General features: G+C 69.7%; 15 protein-coding genes. 4 read left to right on the forward strand and 11 right to left on the reverse strand.

Annotated features, from left to right (window positions below):
- Positions 1–12: 12 nt before the first annotated feature.
- From IPN03_24195 to IPN03_24220, 6 genes are all read right to left on the reverse strand, one after another.
- Complete coding sequence (locus IPN03_24195; protein MBK9376729.1) at positions 13–2,727, reverse strand: hypothetical protein; 2,715 nt, start codon at positions 2,725–2,727, stop codon at positions 13–15.
- Positions 2,724–4,112 (reverse strand): sigma-54-dependent Fis family transcriptional regulator, encoded by a 1,389-nt coding sequence (locus IPN03_24200; protein MBK9376730.1) that lies wholly within the window; start codon positions 4,110–4,112, stop codon positions 2,724–2,726. Before IPN03_24200 ends, IPN03_24195 begins: the two co-directional genes overlap by 4 nt.
- Positions 4,109–6,832, reverse strand: coding sequence for a PAS domain-containing protein (locus IPN03_24205; GenBank protein MBK9376731.1), 2,724 nt, complete (start codon positions 6,830–6,832; stop codon positions 4,109–4,111). The genes IPN03_24200 and IPN03_24205 overlap by 4 nt, the downstream gene beginning before the upstream one ends.
- A gap of 179 nt (positions 6,833–7,011) precedes the next feature.
- Positions 7,012–8,910 carry a carboxypeptidase regulatory-like domain-containing protein gene (locus IPN03_24210; GenBank protein ID MBK9376732.1) on the reverse strand — a complete coding sequence of 633 codons (1,899 nt, stop codon included), beginning with the start codon at positions 8,908–8,910 and terminating at the stop codon, positions 7,012–7,014.
- A gap of 97 nt (positions 8,911–9,007) precedes the next feature.
- Positions 9,008–9,922 (reverse strand): proline dehydrogenase family protein, encoded by a 915-nt coding sequence (locus IPN03_24215; GenBank protein ID MBK9376733.1) that lies wholly within the window; start codon positions 9,920–9,922, stop codon positions 9,008–9,010.
- Entirely contained in the window at positions 9,919–10,683 is a 765-nt protein-coding gene (locus IPN03_24220) for a ComF family protein (protein ID MBK9376734.1), read from the reverse strand. Before IPN03_24220 ends, IPN03_24215 begins: the two co-directional genes overlap by 4 nt.
- Before the next feature lie 90 nt (positions 10,684–10,773).
- Between IPN03_24220 and IPN03_24225 the strand changes: the two genes are divergently transcribed.
- Positions 10,774–11,343 (forward strand): hypothetical protein, encoded by a 570-nt coding sequence (locus tag IPN03_24225; GenBank protein MBK9376735.1) that lies wholly within the window; start codon positions 10,774–10,776, stop codon positions 11,341–11,343.
- A 380-nt stretch (positions 11,344–11,723) separates the two neighbouring features.
- Here IPN03_24225 and IPN03_24230 read toward each other — a convergent pair whose 3' ends face one another.
- Positions 11,724–12,173: an Lrp/AsnC family transcriptional regulator gene (locus IPN03_24230; GenBank protein MBK9376736.1), complete on the reverse strand. Its 450-nt coding sequence runs from the start codon at positions 12,171–12,173 to the stop codon at positions 11,724–11,726.
- 72 nt (positions 12,174–12,245) lie between these two features.
- Complete coding sequence (gene glgC / locus IPN03_24235; GenBank protein MBK9376737.1) at positions 12,246–13,487, reverse strand: glucose-1-phosphate adenylyltransferase; 1,242 nt, start codon at positions 13,485–13,487, stop codon at positions 12,246–12,248.
- 78 nt (positions 13,488–13,565) lie between these two features.
- Between glgC and IPN03_24240 the strand changes: the two genes are divergently transcribed.
- Complete coding sequence (locus IPN03_24240; protein MBK9376738.1) at positions 13,566–14,588, forward strand: J domain-containing protein; 1,023 nt, start codon at positions 13,566–13,568, stop codon at positions 14,586–14,588.
- 94 nt (positions 14,589–14,682) lie between these two features.
- Here the strand turns inward: IPN03_24240 and IPN03_24245 are convergent, their stop codons facing one another.
- The 3 genes from IPN03_24245 to IPN03_24255 are packed head-to-tail and all read right to left on the reverse strand — an operon-like array spanning position 14,683 to position 17,217.
- The gene (locus tag IPN03_24245; protein MBK9376739.1) at positions 14,683–15,780 is read right to left on the reverse strand and encodes a hypothetical protein; all 1,098 of its coding nucleotides are present in this window, start codon (positions 15,778–15,780) and stop codon (positions 14,683–14,685) included.
- A 10-nt stretch (positions 15,781–15,790) separates the two neighbouring features.
- On the reverse strand, positions 15,791–16,714 hold the full coding sequence (locus IPN03_24250; protein MBK9376740.1) for a hypothetical protein: 924 nt from the start codon (positions 16,712–16,714) through the stop codon (positions 15,791–15,793).
- A 14-nt stretch (positions 16,715–16,728) separates the two neighbouring features.
- On the reverse strand, positions 16,729–17,217 hold the full coding sequence (locus tag IPN03_24255; GenBank protein MBK9376741.1) for a helix-turn-helix transcriptional regulator: 489 nt from the start codon (positions 17,215–17,217) through the stop codon (positions 16,729–16,731).
- Between the two features lie 84 nt (positions 17,218–17,301).
- Between IPN03_24255 and IPN03_24260 the strand changes: the two genes are divergently transcribed.
- Entirely contained in the window at positions 17,302–18,069 is a 768-nt protein-coding gene (locus IPN03_24260) for an ABC transporter permease (GenBank protein MBK9376742.1), read from the forward strand.
- Positions 18,070–18,136: 67 nt separating this feature from the next.
- Positions 18,137–19,888 carry a VCBS repeat-containing protein gene (locus tag IPN03_24265; protein MBK9376743.1) on the forward strand — a complete coding sequence of 584 codons (1,752 nt, stop codon included), beginning with the start codon at positions 18,137–18,139 and terminating at the stop codon, positions 19,886–19,888.
- Positions 19,889–19,953: the final 65 nt, after the last annotated feature.

Raw genomic sequence — 19,953 nt, forward strand, 5'->3', positions numbered from 1 at the left:
GAGCAATTCCGTCTAGGGGCCCTTCGACTCGAGCGACGGGCCGATCAGGACCGCGTTCAGGAAGACGGTCTCGGAGCCGCGCCAGACGCCCCTGAAGACCGGGTCGGCGGCGAAGGTGACGACACGCCCCTGGCCCGACTCCTCGAGCTGGACGACGGCGGCCCCTTTCCACCTCTCGAGCGCCTCCTTCCAGCCGAAGCCGGAGAGGAGCGGGTCGTCGGGCGCGACGGTGACGACGTTCGCCCTCGCCTCGGGGAGGCGTTGCGGAGGCTCGCCGTCGACGACGAGGAAGGCGGGTGACGCGGCGAGGCCGAAGAGAAGCGGGTGGCCCGGCAGCGCCTGCGTCCTGAGGGCCGCGCCGGGAATCGGAAGCGGCCGGCGCTCGAGGTCGCGCTCGAGGGCGGCCTCCGGGCTCGCGGGAGGGGGCTCGGGCGTGGACCTGGGCGCGTGCGCGGTGGGGGCTTCGGACACCGGGAGGTCCGGGTCTTCGTCCTCGCCCGGGGCGGGAGGAGGCTCCCACGCCGTCACCTTCGAGAGGTCGAGCGGCTTCTCCCGAAGAGCTTCCGCGCCGCCCCGGATGGCGACCAGGACGCCACCGCCGTCGACGAAGCGGCGGAGCGTCGCCGCGGACTTCTCTCCGAGGAGCGCCCTCTGGAAGCGGGCGTTGCCGTGCGGGACGACGAGGGCCGTGACGCCTTCGAAGCGGCCGGCCGCGAGCGACTCGGCCCGCCGGAGGGTGGGGCGGATGCCGAGGCCGTTCTCGAGAGCGAGGCGCAGGAACGCGACGTTTGCGGGGTCGGCGCCGTCGCCGGACAGCAGGACGACCCGCGGCCGCTTCAGCGGCAGGAGCGAGGAGGAACCGAACGAGGGGCCTGCGTCGGTCGCGGCGCTGTCGAGAGGAAACGCCCGCCCGCTGGCGCCCGAGACGGTCCGGCCCACGAGGCCGGAAAGGTCCTGGATCTCCTCGTTTCCCTCGCTTCTCACGACGTACGACCCGGCGGGAGCGGCGAGAGCGCCCGCCCGGGCGTCCCGCGTCGTGACCGACACCTGCACGCCGGTGGCGGCGAGGGTGGCGGCAACGCGCCGGCTCGCGGCGTCGCTCCCCGGCAGTAGCCAGCCGTAGCGGCCGCCGGCGGCAGAACCGGTCTCCTCGGGCTTCCAGGGGGCCACGGCGCCCGCGAGCGGCGTGCCCGCGGGCAGTGCGTGCGCCGCCAGGCCGAAGGCGACAGGGAGGCTCCAGGCCGTGACGTCGTAGAAGCGCTCGTCCTCCTCGACGAGGAGCCTCCGGCGTTCCTCTTCGAGGAACTGCGGCGCGAGGGAGGCCTGCGACTCGAGGACGACCTCGGCGAAGCGGCCGTGCGCCTGCGCGGTGTCGACGACGAGCGACCCGGCCGGGAGCGTCGCGCCCTTCGACGGGACGTTCGGGAGCGGACGGGTCGTGACCCCGACCTGGACGTCCTGGAGAGCGAGGAGGGAGGCGAGAGAGGCGAGGCGGGTGCGGTCCTGGCCGCCGGGGAGGACGAAGACACGGTGCCCCTCGCCGGTTCCCGACCGGAAGAAGCCTTCGTAGTCCGCGAGAATGCGGGCCCTGTTCGCCGCGACGGTCCGGAGGGTGGTCCTCAGGGCCGTCCAGTGCTTGAGGGAGCGCTCCTTGAGCGTGACGACGCGGCCGTCCTTGCGGCGGTGGGCCAGCCCCCCCTTGCCACCGACCTCGTACGTCATCCCCACCATGCCGCGGAAGGAAGGCCAGGAGTCGCCGTAGGCGGGGTAGAAGAGGTCGAAGGTCTCCCGGTTGAAGAAGCTCCAGCCCCGGGCGTCGAAGGCCTGGGCGTTCGCCTTCCCGAAGGTCTCGATCCACGTGCGGGTCGTCTCGGGGACCCGCGGGTGGACCGGCTCGGCCGGCGGAGGAAAGAAGTAGCTCTGGTCGGGGCCCATCTCGTGGATGTCCACGTAGACCTGGGGCGGGAGCGCGCGGAGAGCGGCGAGGCGCGCGCGGGTCTCGGGCTGCGTCGCCCAGGCCCAGTCCCGGTTGAGGTCGACGCCGAAGTGGTTCGTCCGTCCGGAGGGCCAGGGCGGGTCGTTCTCGAGGGCGTACGGGTCGGGGTCGGGCTCGTCTCCGGCCACGGAGCGCCAGAAGGCGACGTGCCGCTCGTGCCCGTCGGGGTTGGCGCACGGGTCGACGACGACGACGAGCGAGGAGAGGAGCTCCTCGATCCCCGGCTCGCGCGACGCGGCGAGCGTGTAGAGGAGGGCGGCGCAGGCTTCGGGGCCCGCGGTCTCGTTGCCGTGGATGCCACAGGCGATCCAGACGACGGCGGGCGAACGCTCGACGATGGCGCGAGCCGCCTCGCGCGAGGTCCCGCGCGGGTCGCCCAGGCTCTTCAACCCGGCCGCGATGGCGTCGAGGCGGGCGAGGTTCTCCGGGCTCGATACGGCGACGCGCAGCAGAGCTCGCCCCTCCGGCGTCGTGCCGTAGCTGACGGCCGAGACGCGCGGCGATGCGGCCTGGAGGGCGTTCACGTAGCGGACGAGGGCGTCGTGCGTCGTGAGGGCGTCGCCGATCCGGTGGCCGAGGACGGCGACCGGAGGCGGGACTTTCGGGTCGCGCTCGGTTTCCGAGAGGACGGGCCCCGAGGAGCCGCCGCGCGTCGAGAAGACCGGGTCGTCCGGAGCGGCAGCGAGCGCCCCCGGGGAGAGGACGAGGAACGCGGCGAGGAGAAGCTTCATGCGGGCTCTGGTTCCGCGGTGCGCGGCGCCCGGCGCGCGAGCATGCCGTGGCGCTTGAGCATCTCGTTGAGAGTCGTGGGAGAGAGGTCGAGGAGGCGCGCGGCGTCCTTCTGCACCCCGCCCGCACGGTGCATCGCCGCGGCGATGAGGTTCTTCTCGTACTTCGCCACGGCGTCGTAAAAGACGAGGCCGTCGGCGGGGAGGGCGTCGGGGCGCGGCACCGAGCGGCGGACCCCGTCGGGGAGCTGGTCGAGGCCGATGAGGCCGGGGCCGAGGACCACCGCGCGTTCGAGGACGTTCTCCAGCTCGCGGACGTTGCCGGGCCAGTCGTGGTCGAGGAGCGCCTTCATCGCGTCGGAGGTGACGGGAGGCACGGGGCGGTCGTTCTCCCGCGCGGCGCGCGAGACGAGCGCCTCGACGAGGAGCGGGATGTCCTCCTTGCGTTCGCGCAGGGGCGGCAGGTCGATGGTGATGACGCAGAGCCGGTAGAAGAGGTCCTCGCGGAACTTCCCTTCTTCGACGAGGCGGCCGAGGTCGGCGTTCGTCGCGGCGACGACGCGGACGTCGGAGTGAATCGGCTCCACGGCGCCGACGGGCAGGAACTCGCGCTCCTGCAGGACCCGGAGGAGCTTGGCCTGCGTCTCGATCGGCACGGTGCCGATCTCGTCGAAGAAGATCGTCCCGCCGTCGGCGACCTTGAAGAGGCCCTTCTTCTCGGCGACCGCACCGGTGAAGGCCCCCTTCGTGTGACCGAAGAGGTTCGACTCCAGGAGGTCGGGCGGCATCGCGCCCGAATGGACGGTGACGAACGGGCCCGAAGCGCGCAGCGAGAGGCGGTGGAGAGCGCGCGCGACGAGCTCCTTGCCGGTGCCGCTCTCGCCCGTGACGAGGATCGTGGAGCGCGCGGGGGCGGCCTGGCGGATCGTCTGGAGGACCTTTTCCATGGGGGCCGAGCGGCCGACCATCTCGGGGAAATCGGTCCCCGAGTCGAGGCGGGCCTTCAGCGCGCGGTTCTCGGCAACGAGGCGCCTTCTCTCGAGCGCCTGTGCGACGAGGTGGACGACCTCTTCGTTGCGGAACGGTTTGGGGACGTAGTGGAACGCCCCCTCTTTCATGGCCGTGATCGCGCTCTCGACCGAGGAGTAGGCCGTGACCACGACGACCGGAACGTCGGGCCGCCGCTGGCGCATCTCGCTGAGCAGGGTGAGGCCGGGCCGGTCGGGGAGCATCAGGTCGAGCAGCACGAGGTCGACCGACGGATCGGCAAAGAGCGCGAGCCCCTCGCCGGCCGTGGCCGATTCGCACGTTTCGTAGCCGGCCCGCGAGAGCACCGTCCGGAGGACCTCGCGGACGACCGGCTCGTCGTCGACGATCAGGATTTTCATGTCGCTGCGGGGAGGCTCACCGTGAACCGGGCGCCCTGCCCCGGGGAGGAATCGACCGAGAACGAGCCTCCGTGCGCGCGAATGATATCCCCTGCGATCGCCAGGCCGAGGCCCACGCCCCCCTGACGACCCTTCGTCGTGTGGAACGGGTCGAAGACCTTTTCCTGCTCCTCCCGCGCGAGGCCGGGGCCGTCGTCGTCGACGGTGAAGAGGACGTTTCCGCCAGCGGCGGCTGCGGCGATCCTCACGAGGCCCGGGCCGACACGCCCGTCTTTCGGGAGGGCCACGGCGTCGAGCGCGTTCTTCAGGAGGTTCACGAGGACCTGCACGAGGGCGTCCCCGTGCCCGAGGACACGGGGCAGCGATGCCGGGAGATCGACGTCGAGCGTCACGCGCCGGCCCTTCACCTCGTCCTCGAGGGCCTGGCAGCATTCCCGCACGAGGTCGGCCGGGTCCAGCGATGCCATCTCGCGCGGGCGGCCCCGGGCCAGGTCGAGCAGGCTCCCGACGAGACGCGCGGCACGGAAGGCCTGACGTTCGATCTTCTCGACGATGGGCCGCCGGGGGTCGTCGGCCGGGGTCTCGTCGAGGAGGAGCCGCGCGAAGCTCGCGACCCCCGTGAGCGGCGTGTTGACCTCGTGCGCGACGCCGGCGGAGAGGTTCGAGAGCGCCGAGAGGCGGTCCCTCTCCGCGAGGCTCTTCTCGAGGCGGGCCAGCTCGGTGGAGTCGGAGAGGACCCAGACCCGCGCGGGCGAGCCCTCGCGCGCACCGGGGAACGGGGAGACCGCGACGTCGAGGACGCGCGACTGCTGGCCGAGCGTGACCTCGACGCGCGCCGGGGCGTGAACGGAACGCACCGCCTCCGGGAGGACGTCCTCGGCGCGGCGGCCGGCGAGGTTCCCAAGGCCGTCGGCGAAGAGCCTCTCGAACGCGGGGTTCACGGACGAGATCCGGCCCTGCTCGTCGGTGACCACGATCGCCGCCGGCGAGCCCGTGACGACGTCCTCGTGGAACTCCTTCAGGCGGCGGTACTGCTCGGCCTGCGCCTCCAGCTCGCCGTAGAGGCGCGCGTGGTCGACGGCGAGCGCCGCGGAGGCGAGGACGGTCTCGAGAAGCTCGATGTCCTCTCCCGAGAGCGGGTCGCGCCCTCCCCGGTCCGCGACGGCGAAGAGGCCGAGGAGGCGGCCCGAGAGGGCGAGCGGAGCGATCGTCCGGAAGCCGGCCCGGCGCATCCTGGCGACGGCGGCCGTAGGACGCTCGTTGAAGGTGAGGCGCGAGAGGCGGGTCGTCTTCTTCGTCGCCTCGGAGGGGAGGTCCAGCGGTGGCAGGGGGTCGCCGCCGTCCAGTGACGTGGCGTCGAGGCGGCCGTCGGGAAGCGCCAGGAGGAGCGTCGCCCGTGGCACGCCGAGCCCGCTCATGACGCGCTCGGAAAGGAGCGGCCCGAGCTCGGCGAGGCGGCGAGGGCGCGAGAGGTCGCGGACGAGCGAGAGGAGGCCTTCGCGGTCCCCGAATCGTTCGCCGTACTGGACGCGGGCGAGGGCCGTCGAAAGGCCCCTGCGGACCGGGAAGAACGTGAGGGCGATGAGGAGCCCCGCGCCCACCTCTACGAGCCCGCGGCCGTAGGGAATTCCCGGCAGGACGTCGCCGAGGTCGACCACCTGTGCGAGCGAGAAGAGTCCTGCGCCGAGGAACGCCGCGCCGAGGAGCGCGACGGTCTCCCGCGTCAGGATCTCGACGTCCCAGAGCCGGTAGCGGGTCAGGGCGGCGAGGAAAGCGGCCGGCACGAGGACGAGCGGAACGATGGAGAAGCTGGAGACGACGGGGATCGGCCCCCCGACGAGGCGAGGCAGGAGGTCGAGAAGGACGACGGGGAGAAGACCACCCGCGGTCCCGGCGAGGAGGAAACGGACCTGCTTCTCGGCGAGGAGATCGAGCCGGCGCGTTGCGAGAGAGACGAGGCGGGCGACCGCGAGGGAGACGCCCAGGAGGAGGGCGGCCTGCTGGAGTCGGTCCAGGCGGAGGACGAGGGGGGTGGCGTCGACGTCGGGAGCGGGCGGGTTCAGGTACGTCGCGAGGGCGAGGAGGGCGAGGGCGAAGGCGGGGACGAAGAAGAGCGCGCCGGGAATGCGCATTGCCCGGCGGGGGAAGCGAAAGACGAACGCCAGCAGGAACGCCGGCAGGAAGGCGCGGGCGGCGTCTTCCAGCAGCGTCGTCGCCCTGAAAATCGCGTCGTAAGGCGGGGCTGGCGTGATGACGAAGACGGCCGCCGCCGTGAACGCGAAGCCTGCGAACAGGAAGTGGCTGGTCGGGTCGGCCTCGTGTGGTGCGGTCCTCAGGACGACGCCCGTCGTGACGAGGAAGGCGGCGCCCACGAACAGGAGGAGAAGGTAGCGCGTGTCCCACGGAGACGGCCCGATGCGCCCCTTCAGACGTACCGGCTGTCCGTCGCGCAGGACCGTCAGCTCGCGTTCTCCCCTCTCCATGGCACCTACCGGATCGGGAAGGGCCCGGGCCTCCTCACCGTCCACGAGAAGGAGGAGGTCACCCGGCCTGAGCCCGGCGGATTCGGCCATTCCCGCGACCCGAACCCTGAACCCGCTTTCTTCCGGCGTCAGGAGGATGCCCGACTGTCCCGTGGTGGCGACCTTCCTCGCTGCGGAGATGCCCATCGGAACCAGCAGGGCGAAGAAAGCCCCGAGCAACCCCCATCGGAGGAGCACGACGGCCCGCCTGCGCGATTCCCTCATTCCGGCTTGGCACAGGCAAATCGAATGCCAGCGATCCGGTTCGTTGGAGTGGCGAAAGTGGCCCTTTTTGAACAAGTTATCGACGTTCGAGGACCGAACGCGTCTATTTGTCCCGGGGAAATTGAATCGAAATCCAAAAAAACCCGGATGGGTCAGAACGAGAGCGAAAGGCCTCCGGCCAACTGTCGGTTCTGTCTAGGGTCCCCGTCTCCCTCCTGCCGGCTCCCCGTCGCGACCGAGAAGAGCGCCTGCCAGCGGGAACCGGCGGCGCGGAGGATAGGAACCGGGATCACCTGGGCGAGGGTCACGTCGACCGACCTGCGGCCGTTGCGGTACACGTCTGCCGTGCGGCCCAGCTCCTGCTCGAGGAGGCGGTAGCGGATAGAGACCGACGTGCCGCTCGGCAGGACGTCGATGCGGGCGCTCGAGACCCAGTAGCGGGCGTCGTTCGAGGTCGTTCCGGCGACCGTCCCCCCTCCCCGGACCTGACCGCCAAGAAGCGCGAGGCGCGCCGAGACGTTCTCCCGGATTGCGAACGTCAGTGAGCCGGAGGCTTCATCGGCCACGTCGCCCGGGAAGAGGTAGAGGGCGTCGACGCGGTCGATGACGTCGGTGTCGAGCAGGAGCTGGAATGCCTCCGAAATCTCCCGGCGGCTCGCTTCGAGCTCGAGCCGCCCGGTGCCGTGGCTCTCGAACCGCGCGCCGGCCCGGTAGAGCGCCCGGGTGGCCCGGACGAGGTCGGCGTCGTCGACTCCGATAATCCCGGAAACGAACACGCCTGTCTCTTTCTGTTCGAAGCGGCGCGAGGCGAACCCGTAGACGGTCAGGCCCGCGAGCGCCTCGACGGAGAGCGTGAGCTCGGGAGTCACGCCGCGGGAACCGACGGAATAGTCTCCGGTGCCTCCGGCCTCGACGAGGAGGGCGTCGAGGAGCCGGATTCCGGCGACGCCGCCCAGCCGCGCCTCGCGCTCGGGACGCGGCGCGGCCGAGGATGCGCCGGGGGTTCCGTTCGTGACGTCCGACCTGTAGCCGACGTGAACCCTCACGAAGCGTCCCTCGCCCAGCTCGCTCCGATACCCCGCATCGACCTCGAGGGCGCTTCCCTCCGAGCGGAAGAGCGCCTTCGGGAGCGCGGCGGGCTCGAGGTTCCGGTGCGTCAGGAGCCGGGCGGAGACGGAGGCGCGGGAGCCGTTGGTCCGGCTCGCGGCCCAGTCGACCGAGTGGGCGTCGAGCCGGGCGTCGGCGTTCTCGAGGCCCGGTATCTCGCTCCTCCGGCTGGAGACGCGAATGGACTGTCCTTCGACCGGAAGGACGTCGATGGATACGCTGGAGGCGCCGCCGACCTGCTGACCCTCTTCGGACATCACGCGGTCGTACCCGCCCGTAACTCCCCACTTGACGCCCCCGCCGAGGCTGCCGCGAACGTCGAGCGACGTCTGGGAGCGGGCTCCCGCCCCGTCCGCAGCGAAGCCCTGCAGCGACGCGACGGAACCCCGGACCGGCAAGGGAATGACCTGCGAGGCGGAGTTCGACGTGGCGACGGCCGACGCCGGGGACGGAGCCGCCGTGGGAGAGCCCTCGGCGAAGCCCTCGTCCCTGAGGACGTCCCCGCCGATGGACGCCCGGGCCGCCCACGGGTCCAGTGCTCCACCAGGTCCGGCCGGGAGGACTCCCTGTCGATCGCGGTCGAGCTCGAGGCGGACGAAGGACAGCCTGTCGGACGACGATCGATGGAGGACCTGCGCGGACGCAGACCGGAACCCCGGCACAGCCGCGAGGACCGAGTAGACCCCCGGCGCCGCATCAGAAAGGCAGAAGGTACCCTCGGCGTCGGTCTTCAGGATCCGCACCACGGATGCCGCCGCTCCCGTGAGCCCCCGGACGACGAGGGAGACTCCGGCGAGCGGGACGCCGTTGGCGCTCAGGACGCCCGAAAGGGGGGCGGTGGGTCCTGGAACGTCGCGGGGCGCGCCCAGCGCCGGTGCGGCGAGGAGTGCCACAAAACATCCGGCGAGCACGGCCGGGCGATGGGCCTTGGCGGAGCGCCTCAAATACAGGACTCCGACCCTCGAAAGGGCGTCCTCTCTCATCATGGGTCGCTGATCGGCTCCACGTCAACTGGAACTTCGACGGGAGACCGGATCGCGGTCAGGACTGGGCCGGGCCCATCCCCAGGACCATGCGGACCGTGTGCCGGGCGATCGACGGGTTCTCCTTCAGGCGGCGGAGGGAGTAGGCGTACCAGTCCCGCCCGTAGGGCACGTAGACGCGGAGGCGGTGGCCGGCCTGGAGGATCGTCCGCCTGAGAAGCGGGTCGACGCCGAGGAGCATCTGGAACTCGTACTGCTCGGGCCTCAGCTTCAGCCGGTCGATCGTGGCGAGCGCCTTCTGCACGCAGGCTTCGTCGTGCGTCGCGATGCCGGCGTAGCAGCCTGCCGACAGGTGCTTGTCGACGATGGCCGCGAAATTCTCGATGACGACCTGGCGGTCCTTGTAGGCGATGTCGCGCGGCTCGACGTAGATCCCCTTGCAGATGCGCACGTTCATCCCGGCGGCGACGAGCCGGTCCATGTCGGCGAGCGTCCGGCGCATGTAGGCCTGGACGACGACGCCGACGCCGGGGAACTCCTCCTTCAGGTCGAGGACGAGCTGGAGGGTCTTCTCCGTGTAGGGAGAGTCCTCCATGTCGATGCGGACGAACGTCCCCGACGAGGCCGCCTTGCGGCAGATCGCCCGGCAGTTCTCTCGCGCGAGCTGCGGGTCGATGGAAAGCCCGACGGCCGTCGGCTTGATGGAGACGTTGGCATCGAGCCGGGCGGCGACGATCGTGTCGAGGACCCGGAGGTACTCGTCGCGCGTCTGCTCGGTCTGCTCGCGCCGCGTGACGCTCTCGCCCAGGACGTCGATGGTGGCCATCGCGCCCTCGGTCGAGAGCTCGCGCACGGTGCGGACGGCGTCGTCGAGCGTTTCGCCCGCGACGTAGCGCCGGGCGAATTTCCTGACGACGGCCTTCGGGACGAACGGCAGCGTGCCGACGACGAGACGATCGAAGAGTGAGCTCATGTGGACTCCGGGTGGGTGTGGTGCAGCTGCCCGGCCTCGGGAGTCCGGGCCAGGACGAGGAGGTCGATGCGAGCGGCTCCCGCCGCGCCCAGGGTGCGGGCGGCTTCGAAGGCGGTGGCGCCGGTGGTCATGACGTCGTCGACGAGGAGGAGGCGTGCGCCTCGGGCGGCTCGCGAGGAGGCGAACGCACCGAGGACGTTTCCGCGGCGTCGGGCGGCCGGGACGGTCGACTGGGGTGGCGCCTCGAGGACGCGCGAGAGGAGAGCGAGAAGGGGCCGGTCGAGCCGCCGCGCCACCTCCTCTGCCAGGAGAGCGCCCGGGTCGTAGCCCCGGTCCCTGTTCCTGCGGGCAGTGGAGGGAATCGGGACGACGGCCTGGCAGTCCTGGTCCAGACCGCGCGTCCGCGCCGCCTCCGCCATCAGGGCTCCGGCGGGCGCGGCGAGGATGTCGTGGCCCCGGAACTTCAGGGCGTGGACGAGGCGCCGGGTGACGCCCTCGTATCGTGCGACGGCGGCCGCGCGCGAAACGGGGGGGGCGCTTTCGAGGCAGCCGTGGCAGAGGGGAGCCGAGGAAGGGAGGGCGCAGGTCTGGCAGGCGTCGTTGCCGTCGATGAGGGGAAGCGCCCGCCAGCACGCGCGGCAGAGGCCGCCTCCGCCGACACCGCGCCGGGCGGCGCCGCAGGAGGCACAGCACGACGGGAAGAGGAATTGGAGGAGGACCCGCCCGGGCAGGAGGGACTCGGTCCCGAAGGCGCCCGCCACATCCGGGATTCTAGACGACGAAGGGCGCGCCTCCGTAAGCCGGACATGCACATTGACGCCCCTTTCAGCGTCCCTCTATCCTGCTGCAGGATGAAAGCCCCTCGCCCGCCGCGCCTCGCGCGAGCGCTCCTCCTTTCCGCCCTCGTCGTCGCGTCCGCCACCCTGAGCTCTTCCGCCGCCGCCCAGACGTTCGCCGTCGGGGTAGGAGGGGGAATCCTCAACGACACGGGGTCCGCCGAGAACCTGGACAACTTCTCCACCGCCGCCGGGTACGGCTTCGTCGAGATGAAGCTCGACCCGGGGGTCCTCATGCAGGCGCGCTACACGCGCATGCAGCTGCCGCCGACGGCCGAGAACGGCCCGGACATCGACGTCGACGCGGCGACGCTGACGATCGCCTATCTCTTCAAGGAGGACTGGTGGCAGGCCGGCTTCGTGGCGGGCGGAGGGGGGTACTTCCTTCGTCCGAAGACTCCCGGCGCCGGGCAGGTCGAGACCGATCCCGAGGAGTCCGTGTTCGGCCTGAACGGTGGACTGCTCACCGTCTTCACGGTGAATCGCAGCATCGACATACGGCTGGAGGCTGTCGGACACCTCATCCGGGATATGTCGCGCCGGAAGCCGGTCATCGTCTCCGCGGCCGTCGCCTGGAGGTTCTGACGGAAATGGCGGGGTTCCCGCCCGACCTCTGGGGTCGGGCGGGAAGTGCGGCGGTGGGATATTCCTGGTAGGGCTGAAGTGAGGGGTATTGGGTGGTGGGCCCGATGGCGGGGAGCCAGCGGGGCTTTACGGGCGGGTTTTGAAGATCTGACGCCACCGTTGGCGTAGGAGTTTGTCTTCGATCTCCTGCTCCCTACTACGCAACAGGGATGCCAGAGGATTTCCGGAAACCCTCGACGGCGAAACCGCCCTCGTGAAAGGGCTTCCGCTGACCGCCTCCGTCCCGACGCGTGAGCGGTGTCTCAATTCGAGTCCGGGCGTGGATCATTTCGGCATCGGGTCGACCAGAATGGCACCGGCTGACCCGAGTCGACGCCGATTCAGGTGACGGGCAGGAGCGTCGAGTCTTTCTTGATGGAAAGTGAAAGGTCGACCCGCGTGCGAACGACGCCACGGATCGTCTGGATGCGCTCGCGGAGGACGGCCTCGAGCTGCTCGAGGTCCCGTGCGCGGACCTTCAGCCGATAGCCGTAGTCACCGGAGATCGCGTAGCACTCCTGGACGGAGAGGAGGTTCTCGATCTCGTCGAGAAACGTGCGCTCGAAGCTCGGGTGCTCCAGCTGGACGTCGACGTGCGCGACCGCAGCCATGCCGACCTGCCGGGGATCGAGCAGCGCGGTGAAGCGGCGAATGAACCCGCGGGTCTCGAGCTTCTTGATCCGCTCGTTGACGGACGGGGTCGTCAGGCCGACGTTCTCAGCGATGCGCGCCTGGGAGATTTTCCCGTCGCGCTGGAGCATGTCGAGGATCTGGCGATCGATCTCATCCATATAAAATTCGGGGAGGCGGGGAAACCTCCGAACTTTATATGGAGATACGAGGCTATTTGCAAGCCCTTTTGATCACGGAGGGGGAACTTCGACGCCCTTCGGCAGGACGATGACCCCTCCCTCCGAGACGTGGAACCGTCTCCGGTCGCTCTCCGGGTCGAAACCGATCTCCGTCCTGGGGGGGATCTTGACCCCCTTGTCGACGATGACCTTCCGGAGCCGCGAATAGCGGCCGACGTCGACGCCGTCCATGAGGACGCTCTCCTCGACACGCGAATAGGAGTTGACCCTCACGCGCGGGAAGAGGATCGACCGGTGAACGGTTCCGCCCGAGAGGATGCAGCCGTCGGCGACCATCGAGTCGGTCGCGACGCCCGTCCGGTTCGAGACCGGATCCGCGAAGACGAACTTGGCGGGAGGCAGATGCGGCGAGAGGGTCTTCAGCGCCCACTTCGCGTTGTAAAGGTTCAGCGGGGGGCTCACGGAGATCAGGTCCATCGAAGCCTCCCAGTAGGAGTCGACGGTCCCGATGTCGCGCCAGTAGGGAGCGAGCTCCTCGTCGCCGGGAACGCTGCTCAGCGAGAAGTCGTAGGCCCAGACGGAGGTGCCGCCGGCGAGAAGCGCCGGGATGATCGTCCTGCCGAAGTCGTGCGAGGTGTCCTGCAGGGCATCGTTCTCGAGCGCCTCCCGGAGCACCTTCGGGCGAAAAATGTAGTTCCCCATCGAGGCGAGGGCGAAGCCCGGAGCGCCCGGGATCTCCCTCGGCTCCTTCGGCTTCTCCTCGAAGCCGGTCACGCGGCCGCGCTCGTCCACCTCGAGGATCCCGAACCGCGCCGCCTCCGTCAGCGGCACGGGGAAGGCGGCGATCGTCAGGTCGTGCCCGCCGTCCTCGTGGAACGCGAGCATCGGGTTCACGTCCATCACGTAGACGTGGTCGCCGCCGAACACGCAGACCTGCGTCGGCTCCTCGTCGAAGATGAGGTCGAGGTTCTGGTAGACGGCGTCGGCGGTGCCGCGGAACCAGTGCGGCCCTCGCCGCATCTGGGCGGGGACCGGGTCGACGAACTGGCCGATCTCGGGGTTCAGGCGCCAGGCCCGCACGAGGTGCTCGATGAGAGAGTTCGACTTGAACTGCGTGAGCACCTTGATCTTCATCAGCCCCGAGTTGACGAGGTTGTTGAGGACGAAGTCGACGATCCGGTAACGCCCCCCGAACGGGACCGCCGGCTTGGCACGGTCCCGCGTGAGAGGGTAGAGGCGCTCTCCCATTCCGCCGGCCAGGACGATCGAGAGGACGTCGCGGTGTTGAAGAATCTTCACGGCCGATCCCGGTTATTGCCATTCTAGCCGTCGCGCACCGCGAACTGCCCGCAATCCGCTATCGTTCCGTGCATGGCGATGAAGGATCCGTACGAGGTCCTCGGCGTGTCACGCACGGCTGGAGATGCGGAGATCAAGAAGGCGTACCGGCGCCTCGCGAGGAAGTCCCACCCGGACGTGAACCTCGGCGACGCCGGGGCCCACAAGCGCTTCCAGGAGATCGCGGCCGCGTACGAGATCCTGAAGGATCCCAAGAAGAAGGAGCGGTACGACCGGTACGGAGACACGGGAGAGGCTCCCGAACCTCCGAGCGGCCAGGCCCGCCGCGGTGCAGGGCCGGAAGGGCCCTTCGGACAGGACTTTCGCCAGACGCCGTTCGGCAGGGGCGCCGCGGGAGGGGGCGGCTTCCGCTGGTCGGGAGACGTCTCCGACCTGTTCTCCGACCTCTTCGCGGGTTCCGGCTCCGGCATCGGTGTCGGCGAGGACGAGGATGCCGCCGCGGCCATCACGATCCCGTTCCGCGACGCGGTCCTCGGCGGCACCGTGTCGTTCTCGGCGCGCATCCCGCGCCGCTGCGCCCGCTGCCGGGGGACGGGGCGCGTTGCGAAGTCGGCGTGCGCGGCCTGCCACGGCTCCGGCGCGCTCGTCGAAACGGAGAGCCTGACGGTCCGCATTCCCGCGGGGGTCGACACCGGCGCGCGTATCCGCGTTCCCGGCAAGGGCCGGACGGAGAACGGAGACCTCTACCTCGCGATCACCGTCGAGAGGCACGCCTACTTCAACAGGGAAGGCGACGACATCGTCGCCGAGGTTCCGGTCACCGTCCCCGAGGCCTACCTCGGCGCCGAGATCGAGGTGCCGACCGTCAAGGGCCTCGTCCGGGCCCGGATCCCCGCCGGAACGGTCTCGGGCCAGCGGTTCCGGCTGAAGGGACGGGGCATCGAGAACCTGCGGACCGGAACGACCGGCGACCACTACTACCGCGTGCGCGTCGTCGTTCCCACCGTCCAGAGCGAGGAGGGCCGCCGTCTCGTCGAGGCTCTCGGCTCGCTCTACGTCCGGGACCTCCGCAGCGACCTGCCGCGGGGTGTCTGAGCAGCGTCCGGACTGGTCTGCTTCGGAAGGCGACCCTCAAAGCAAAGCGCCCCGGTGACCCGGGGCGCACGATGGCCTGGTGGAAGACCCGGCGTCAGTTCTTCTCGGCGAGGGCCTTGACGAGACGGGTGGCCTTTTCGGCAGAGAAGTCGCTGCGCAGTGCCAGCTGGCGCGCCTGAGCCTCCTCGCCGTCGTCGCTCCGGACGAACTGCATGGTAGACCCCTCGACCCAGTGGAACGTCGTGACGCCCTTCTGGGAGATCGTCGCCTCGACCTCGGAGAGCGTGTTCATGTTGAGCGGGATCCGGCCCGATCCGGCGCTGCGGCCGATCGGGACGTGCGCGCGGGCCCACGCCTCTTCCGGGACCTTCGTTGCGCCCTGGGGCGCGAGCTTGGTCAGGTCGTCGGGGAAGGTGATCCTGAGGACCTGCTGCTGCCGCGTCGCCAGGTTCGCGAAGGTGACGAGGACGCCCCCGTTGGCCGTCGGGTCCGCCTGGACCGCGGGGTAGGAGAAGGCCGAGACGGGCAGGCCGGTGGGGTCGGTGTAGCCGGCGGCGCCGGCCAGCTCGTTCAGGTTCCAGGCCTGGACGGCATCGACTCTCAGCTCACCGTCCTCGACGAAGATCGGGGAGTAGCGGGCCTGCGACGGTCCGCTCTCCTCCCACCAGATGAGGGAGAAGATGGAGCGCGTCTTCGTGACGGGGAGTCCCTCGGCGTCGAAGTCGACGTACTGCTGCCGCGTGACGACGACCTTCGGGTTGATCGAGAGGTAGATTCCCCGGTTCGAGAGAATGTCGTGACCTGACCAGGCGGCGTCGCGGCGGATCGCGACGTGCATGTCGGCCATGAGGCCACGGGCCTTGGTATAGGCGACGAAGAGGGTGCCGGTCGTCTCTTCGAACTCGATGGAGACCGAGCCCTCGTGGTTGAAGTCGACGGTGCCGTCGACGATCTCGACGACGGGGGGTTCGCCGGAAGGCGTCACGCGCAGGGCCAGAATCGGCATTTCGGCTTCGTTGGAGCCGTCCGGGAGGTTGGCGTAGTCGCCGTGACGCGCCGGGAAGACCTCGTACAGGGTTCCGTCAGGTGCCACGACGGCACCGTCGGCAAGCGCGGGGCCGGTTCCGATAACCGTCGCGGCGGCGACGGCCACGAGGGCGATGAGGAATCGGGCGAAGCGCGTCGGTTTCATGGCGCTCACCTCACGACCTGAGATTGATGACGTTCCGGAAGTCGAAGACCTCGAGGTAGGCCCTCAGGTTCCGGAAGTCGGGGTAGAGGGAAGCCAGGCGGTCGAAGTAATCGCGGGCGGCATCCTCGTCGCCGCCGAGGTGGCACGCCTCTCCGAGGAGGTAGAGGACGTTCCGCTCGACGGTGTCGTCGCCGGAGAGGGGGGCCCGCTCGAGGCAGGCTTCCCCGAAGTAGCGGGCTTCCTCGTACCGGTCGCCCTTGAGGTAGCCGAAGCAGAGGTCCATGAGCGGGAAGACGGTGTGAGCCGTCGCTCCGGCCTTCTCGATCGTCTCGAGGGCGTCGTGGACCAGCGGAAGCCCTTCCGAGGTCCGGTCGAGGGCGATGAGGCAATAGCCGAGGTTGTCCTGCCAGAGAGCCCGGAACAGCGCGGGAATGCGAACGGGGGGGGCGGAGACGTCGAGGGCCCGCCGGTAGCACTCCGCGGCTTCCTCGAAGCGGCTGTCGACGGTGAGAAGCGTGCCCTGGACGCTCTCGGCGCCAGCGAGGAGGACGGGGTCGCCGATCTCGGCGGCGTGCTGGCGGGCGAGCCGCGCGTAGAACGCGGCCTTTCGGAAGTCGCGCTTCAGCTCGTAGATGCGCGCCGCGGTGTAGGCGGCGCGGAAGGCCGTCTGCCCTTCACGACCGCGGAGGAGGATCTTCTTGAGCTCGAGGAGCTCGCTCTCGGCGGGTCCGGCCTCCGCCGCTGCCGCGGCACGGCAGGCGAAGATCCAGTCGACGAAGGAGGCATCGCCCGTCTGCTCGGCCGACGCGAGTGCCGCGTCATACCGCGCGAGGGACGCGGCGAACTCGCCCTTCTCGAGGTGTTCGAGGGCCTCGGCGCGCATGGCTTCAGACCGGCTCCGGAGCATTGCGGGATCGCGAGAGATGGCCGTCATTTCGTCCCTCGTCCTCACTCGGGCCGGCCCGGACCGCCGGGGCGGCCGAACGGAATGGGAGTACCGCCCGGCGCCTGGTCCGACTGGGCCTCGGCGGGGGCAGGCTCGGGCCGCCATCGTGGCTGCCGGTTCTGCTGCTGGATCTTCTTGAAGGCGATGAAATCGCGAACGTCGCGGCGCGAGTCTTCGTCGAGCTCTTCGAAGTCGGCGACGAACTGCTGGGTATCTCCGGCGGCATCGGGTGCCGGGGTCTCCTCGGACTCGGCGGCCTCGGTGACCGGCTCCTCGAAGAAGTGGCTCATCGACAGCTCGAAGACCTGGAGGATCCGGAAGAGGGTGTCGAGGCCGACCTTGTATTCGCCGTTCTCCATCCGCGACAGGTCCGACTGCGTCACGCCGATCCGACCGGCGAGGTCGGCCTGGGTCAGGCGGCGGCTCTTCCGTATTTGACGGATCTTTTGCCCGACCACGATAATCTGCGAACGGCGCACGGTGGCACTCATCGACACGTACTCGAAGCTAAGATTAGGCTCTCCCGGGTCCCTGTCAAGTAGATCCTCGGAACCTGCGACTGTCTTGCGCCCCTCTTGAGACGAAACCTGTTCCTCCTGACCGAGCTCGTCCGCCGTGACCTTTCGGTCCGGTACGCGGGGAGTTTCGGCGGCGCTGGCTGGGCGCTCCTGAACCCGCTCATTCTCTGCGGCCTTTACAGCTTCGTCTTCTCTCTCATCGTCCGGATACCCCCGCCCGAGGGTTTCCGGGGGACGTACACCGAGTTCCTCCTGGCCGGGCTCCTCCCGTGGCTCGGCCTTCAGGACGCATTGATCCGGAGCGCCTCGGCGGTGACGGACCAGGCTCACCTCGTCAAGAAGATGTCGTTCCCGGTCGGGATTCTCGTCGTGGCCAGCCTCCTGTCGGCACTCGTCCTGCAGGCAGCCGGTCTCTGCGTCTTCGCGATCCTCTCCGGCGGCTTCGGAGCGGGGGAGATCCACCTCCTCCCGCTCGCTCTCGGCTTTGCCTTTCAGGCGCTGATCCTTGCTGGCCCCGCCTTTGCATTTGCGGCCGCCAGCGTGCTGTTTCGAGACGTCTCCCAGCTGATCGGCCCCCTCCTCACCGTCGTCTTTTATCTGACGCCGATCCTCTACCCGGAGTCTCTCGTTCCGCCCGGCCTGGCATGGGCACTGGATGCCAATCCGGTCCGGGATGTCGCGGGGTTCTTCCGCGCCGGCCTTATCGGCACCGAGGCCCCCCCGGCGGGGAGAACCCTGGCCTGGGCCTCCGTTTTCGCCGTGCTAGCATTTCTGGGGCATCGATTCTTCGAGCGGAGCCGGAAAGTCTTCGCCGATGTTCTCTAGGCCGCAGCCCGATCGATTCAGGCTGCGGGCCGGAAGCCTGCCGCCCTTGCACACACCAGGAGAAACCTTGAAGAGACTCTGTTTCCTCGCCCTGCCCCTCGCTCTGATCTCCCTCCCCGGCTGCACCTCTTCTTCCCAGGCGGGGAAGGGGGCTGCGGCACCCGTCCCGGCAGAGGCTCCGGTTCCCACGGCCGAGCAGGAGGAGCGCGCCAGACAGGCCGTGGAGTCCGCCCGCCGGATGGCCGGCGCGCCGCCCGTCGATCTGGAAGCGAACCCGGAAGAGCCGTGGATCATCGTGACGGACGAAGCGACCGGAAAGAAGCTCCAGCGGGTCCCGAAGAGCAAGACGCTGAAGGTCGTGGACGGCAAGCTCCGGCATACGCTCCTGAATCCGGCCATGTTCACCATGGACTTCGTCCGCGAGGACGAAAAGTACTACTACGTCGTCGCTCCCGACGACGCTGCGACCGCCCGTCGGAAGGCGGCCGAGGTGGTTCCCGACGGCCTTGCGCCGATCATCGAGTTCCCGGAGAGCGAGTACGAGGTCGTGACGCCGAAGACCTCCCGCACCCGGCTGCGTTTCGAGGAAAAGTCCGCGGGCCTTCCCACGTCGGGGTTCTGGCGCTCCACCATGAAAGTCGCGGACCTCGACGGAGACGGCTCGCCGGAGATCGTCACGGGTCCCCCGAGGCTCGCGGGCGGGACGTTCCGGGTCTTCCGCTTCGACGGCGCGGCGTGGCAGCCCGTGACCGTCCAGGTGGACCCCGCCGAAGAGGGGGTCCGGTTCGGGTACGGCGGAGTTGCCGTCGCCGACATGGACGCCGACGGAAAGCCCGACGTGCTCGGTATCGGCCACGGTTCCGGCCCGGTCGTGGCGTACAACCTCGGGGGGTGGAAGTTCCGCCTCGAGGCGCGCGGGATGCCCCGGCAGATGACCGGCCGTTCCCTCGGCGCCGGGGACGTCGACGGCGACGGCCGGCTCGACGTCGTCGCGGTCTCGGACGACCCCGAGTCTCTCCGGAGGGCGGAAGCCCAGGAAAAGGCCACCATGTACACCGCTCCCGGCTCCAATCCGACCGGGCGAACCGAAGGGGAGGGCTACCGGGAGGGCTTCGACATGCGCGCGTTCTTCCAGAAGCCCGACGGTCGCTTCGAGGAATCGACGGCCGGATTCGAGATGGCCTGCTTCGGCTATTCGATGAGCCTCGCCGCTCCGCCTCTGGCCGGCGGGCCGCCCTTCTTCGTCTCCGGCTGCCGGTACCAGGGCGGCCGGGCCCTCCTCTACGAGTGGGACGCTCCTGCGAAGGCATTCCGCTCCGTGGGCCGAGGCGTCGTGGAGAACTACAGCTTTCACAGCGGAACGGCCGTCGGAACCTACCGGGGTTTCCCGGCAGCCTTCGCGTCCTACGTCAAGGGGAACGCGCCCGGAGCCGTCGCCCGGCCGATCCGGGGACACGGGGTGTCGATCTACTACCGCGACCGGGACGGCTGGAAGGCCAGGAGGCTCGTCAAGGTCCTCGCGGAGGCCGGGGACGAGTCGCAGGGCCTCGGAGTGGGCGACCTGAATGGCGACGGCCTCGACGACGTCGTCTGGGCGGACGATTCCCTGGGCCGGGTCCGGGTCTTCTTCCAGACCGCCGGCGGCGATTTCGAGGAGCTCGACGCGGCCCTTCAGCCGAGGTTCGTCAACCATTCCATGGACGTCAAGGTCGTCGACGTGGACAGGGACGGAAAGAACGACGTCGTTCTCATGTACGAATTCCGGACCACCGACAAGTCCCGCGCGGGCGGACTGCGGTTCTTCCGGAACCTCGGATGATCCTCGCCGCGGCGAGGGAGTCGGGCTTGCCGACGGGATATGGGGAGAGAGCATATTTCTCGTCC

The sequence above is a fragment of the Holophagales bacterium genome, from assembly GCA_016719485.1.
In the GTDB taxonomy this organism is placed as follows: Bacteria; Acidobacteriota; Thermoanaerobaculia; order UBA5066; family UBA5066; genus UBA5066.

Bases quoted from the DNA above. Each gene is read 5' to 3' on its own strand.
- IPN03_24195 (MBK9376729.1), bottom strand. From the start codon at position 2,727: ATGAAGCTTCTCCTCGCCGCGTTCCTCGTCCTCTCCCCGGGGGCGCTC.
- IPN03_24250 (MBK9376740.1), bottom strand. From the start codon at position 16,714: ATGACGGCCATCTCTCGCGATCCCGCAATGCTCCGGAGCCGGTCTGAA.
- IPN03_24255 (MBK9376741.1), bottom strand. From the start codon at position 17,217: ATGAGTGCCACCGTGCGCCGTTCGCAGATTATCGTGGTCGGGCAAAAG.
- IPN03_24230 (MBK9376736.1), bottom strand. From the start codon at position 12,173: ATGGATGAGATCGATCGCCAGATCCTCGACATGCTCCAGCGCGACGGG.
- IPN03_24215 (MBK9376733.1), bottom strand. From the start codon at position 9,922: ATGAGCTCACTCTTCGATCGTCTCGTCGTCGGCACGCTGCCGTTCGTC.
- IPN03_24200 (MBK9376730.1), bottom strand. From the start codon at position 4,112: ATGAAAATCCTGATCGTCGACGACGAGCCGGTCGTCCGCGAGGTCCTC.
- IPN03_24240 (MBK9376738.1), top strand. From the start codon at position 13,566: ATGGCGATGAAGGATCCGTACGAGGTCCTCGGCGTGTCACGCACGGCT.
- IPN03_24225 (MBK9376735.1), top strand. From the start codon at position 10,774: ATGAAAGCCCCTCGCCCGCCGCGCCTCGCGCGAGCGCTCCTCCTTTCC.
- IPN03_24245 (MBK9376739.1), bottom strand. From the start codon at position 15,780: ATGAAACCGACGCGCTTCGCCCGATTCCTCATCGCCCTCGTGGCCGTC.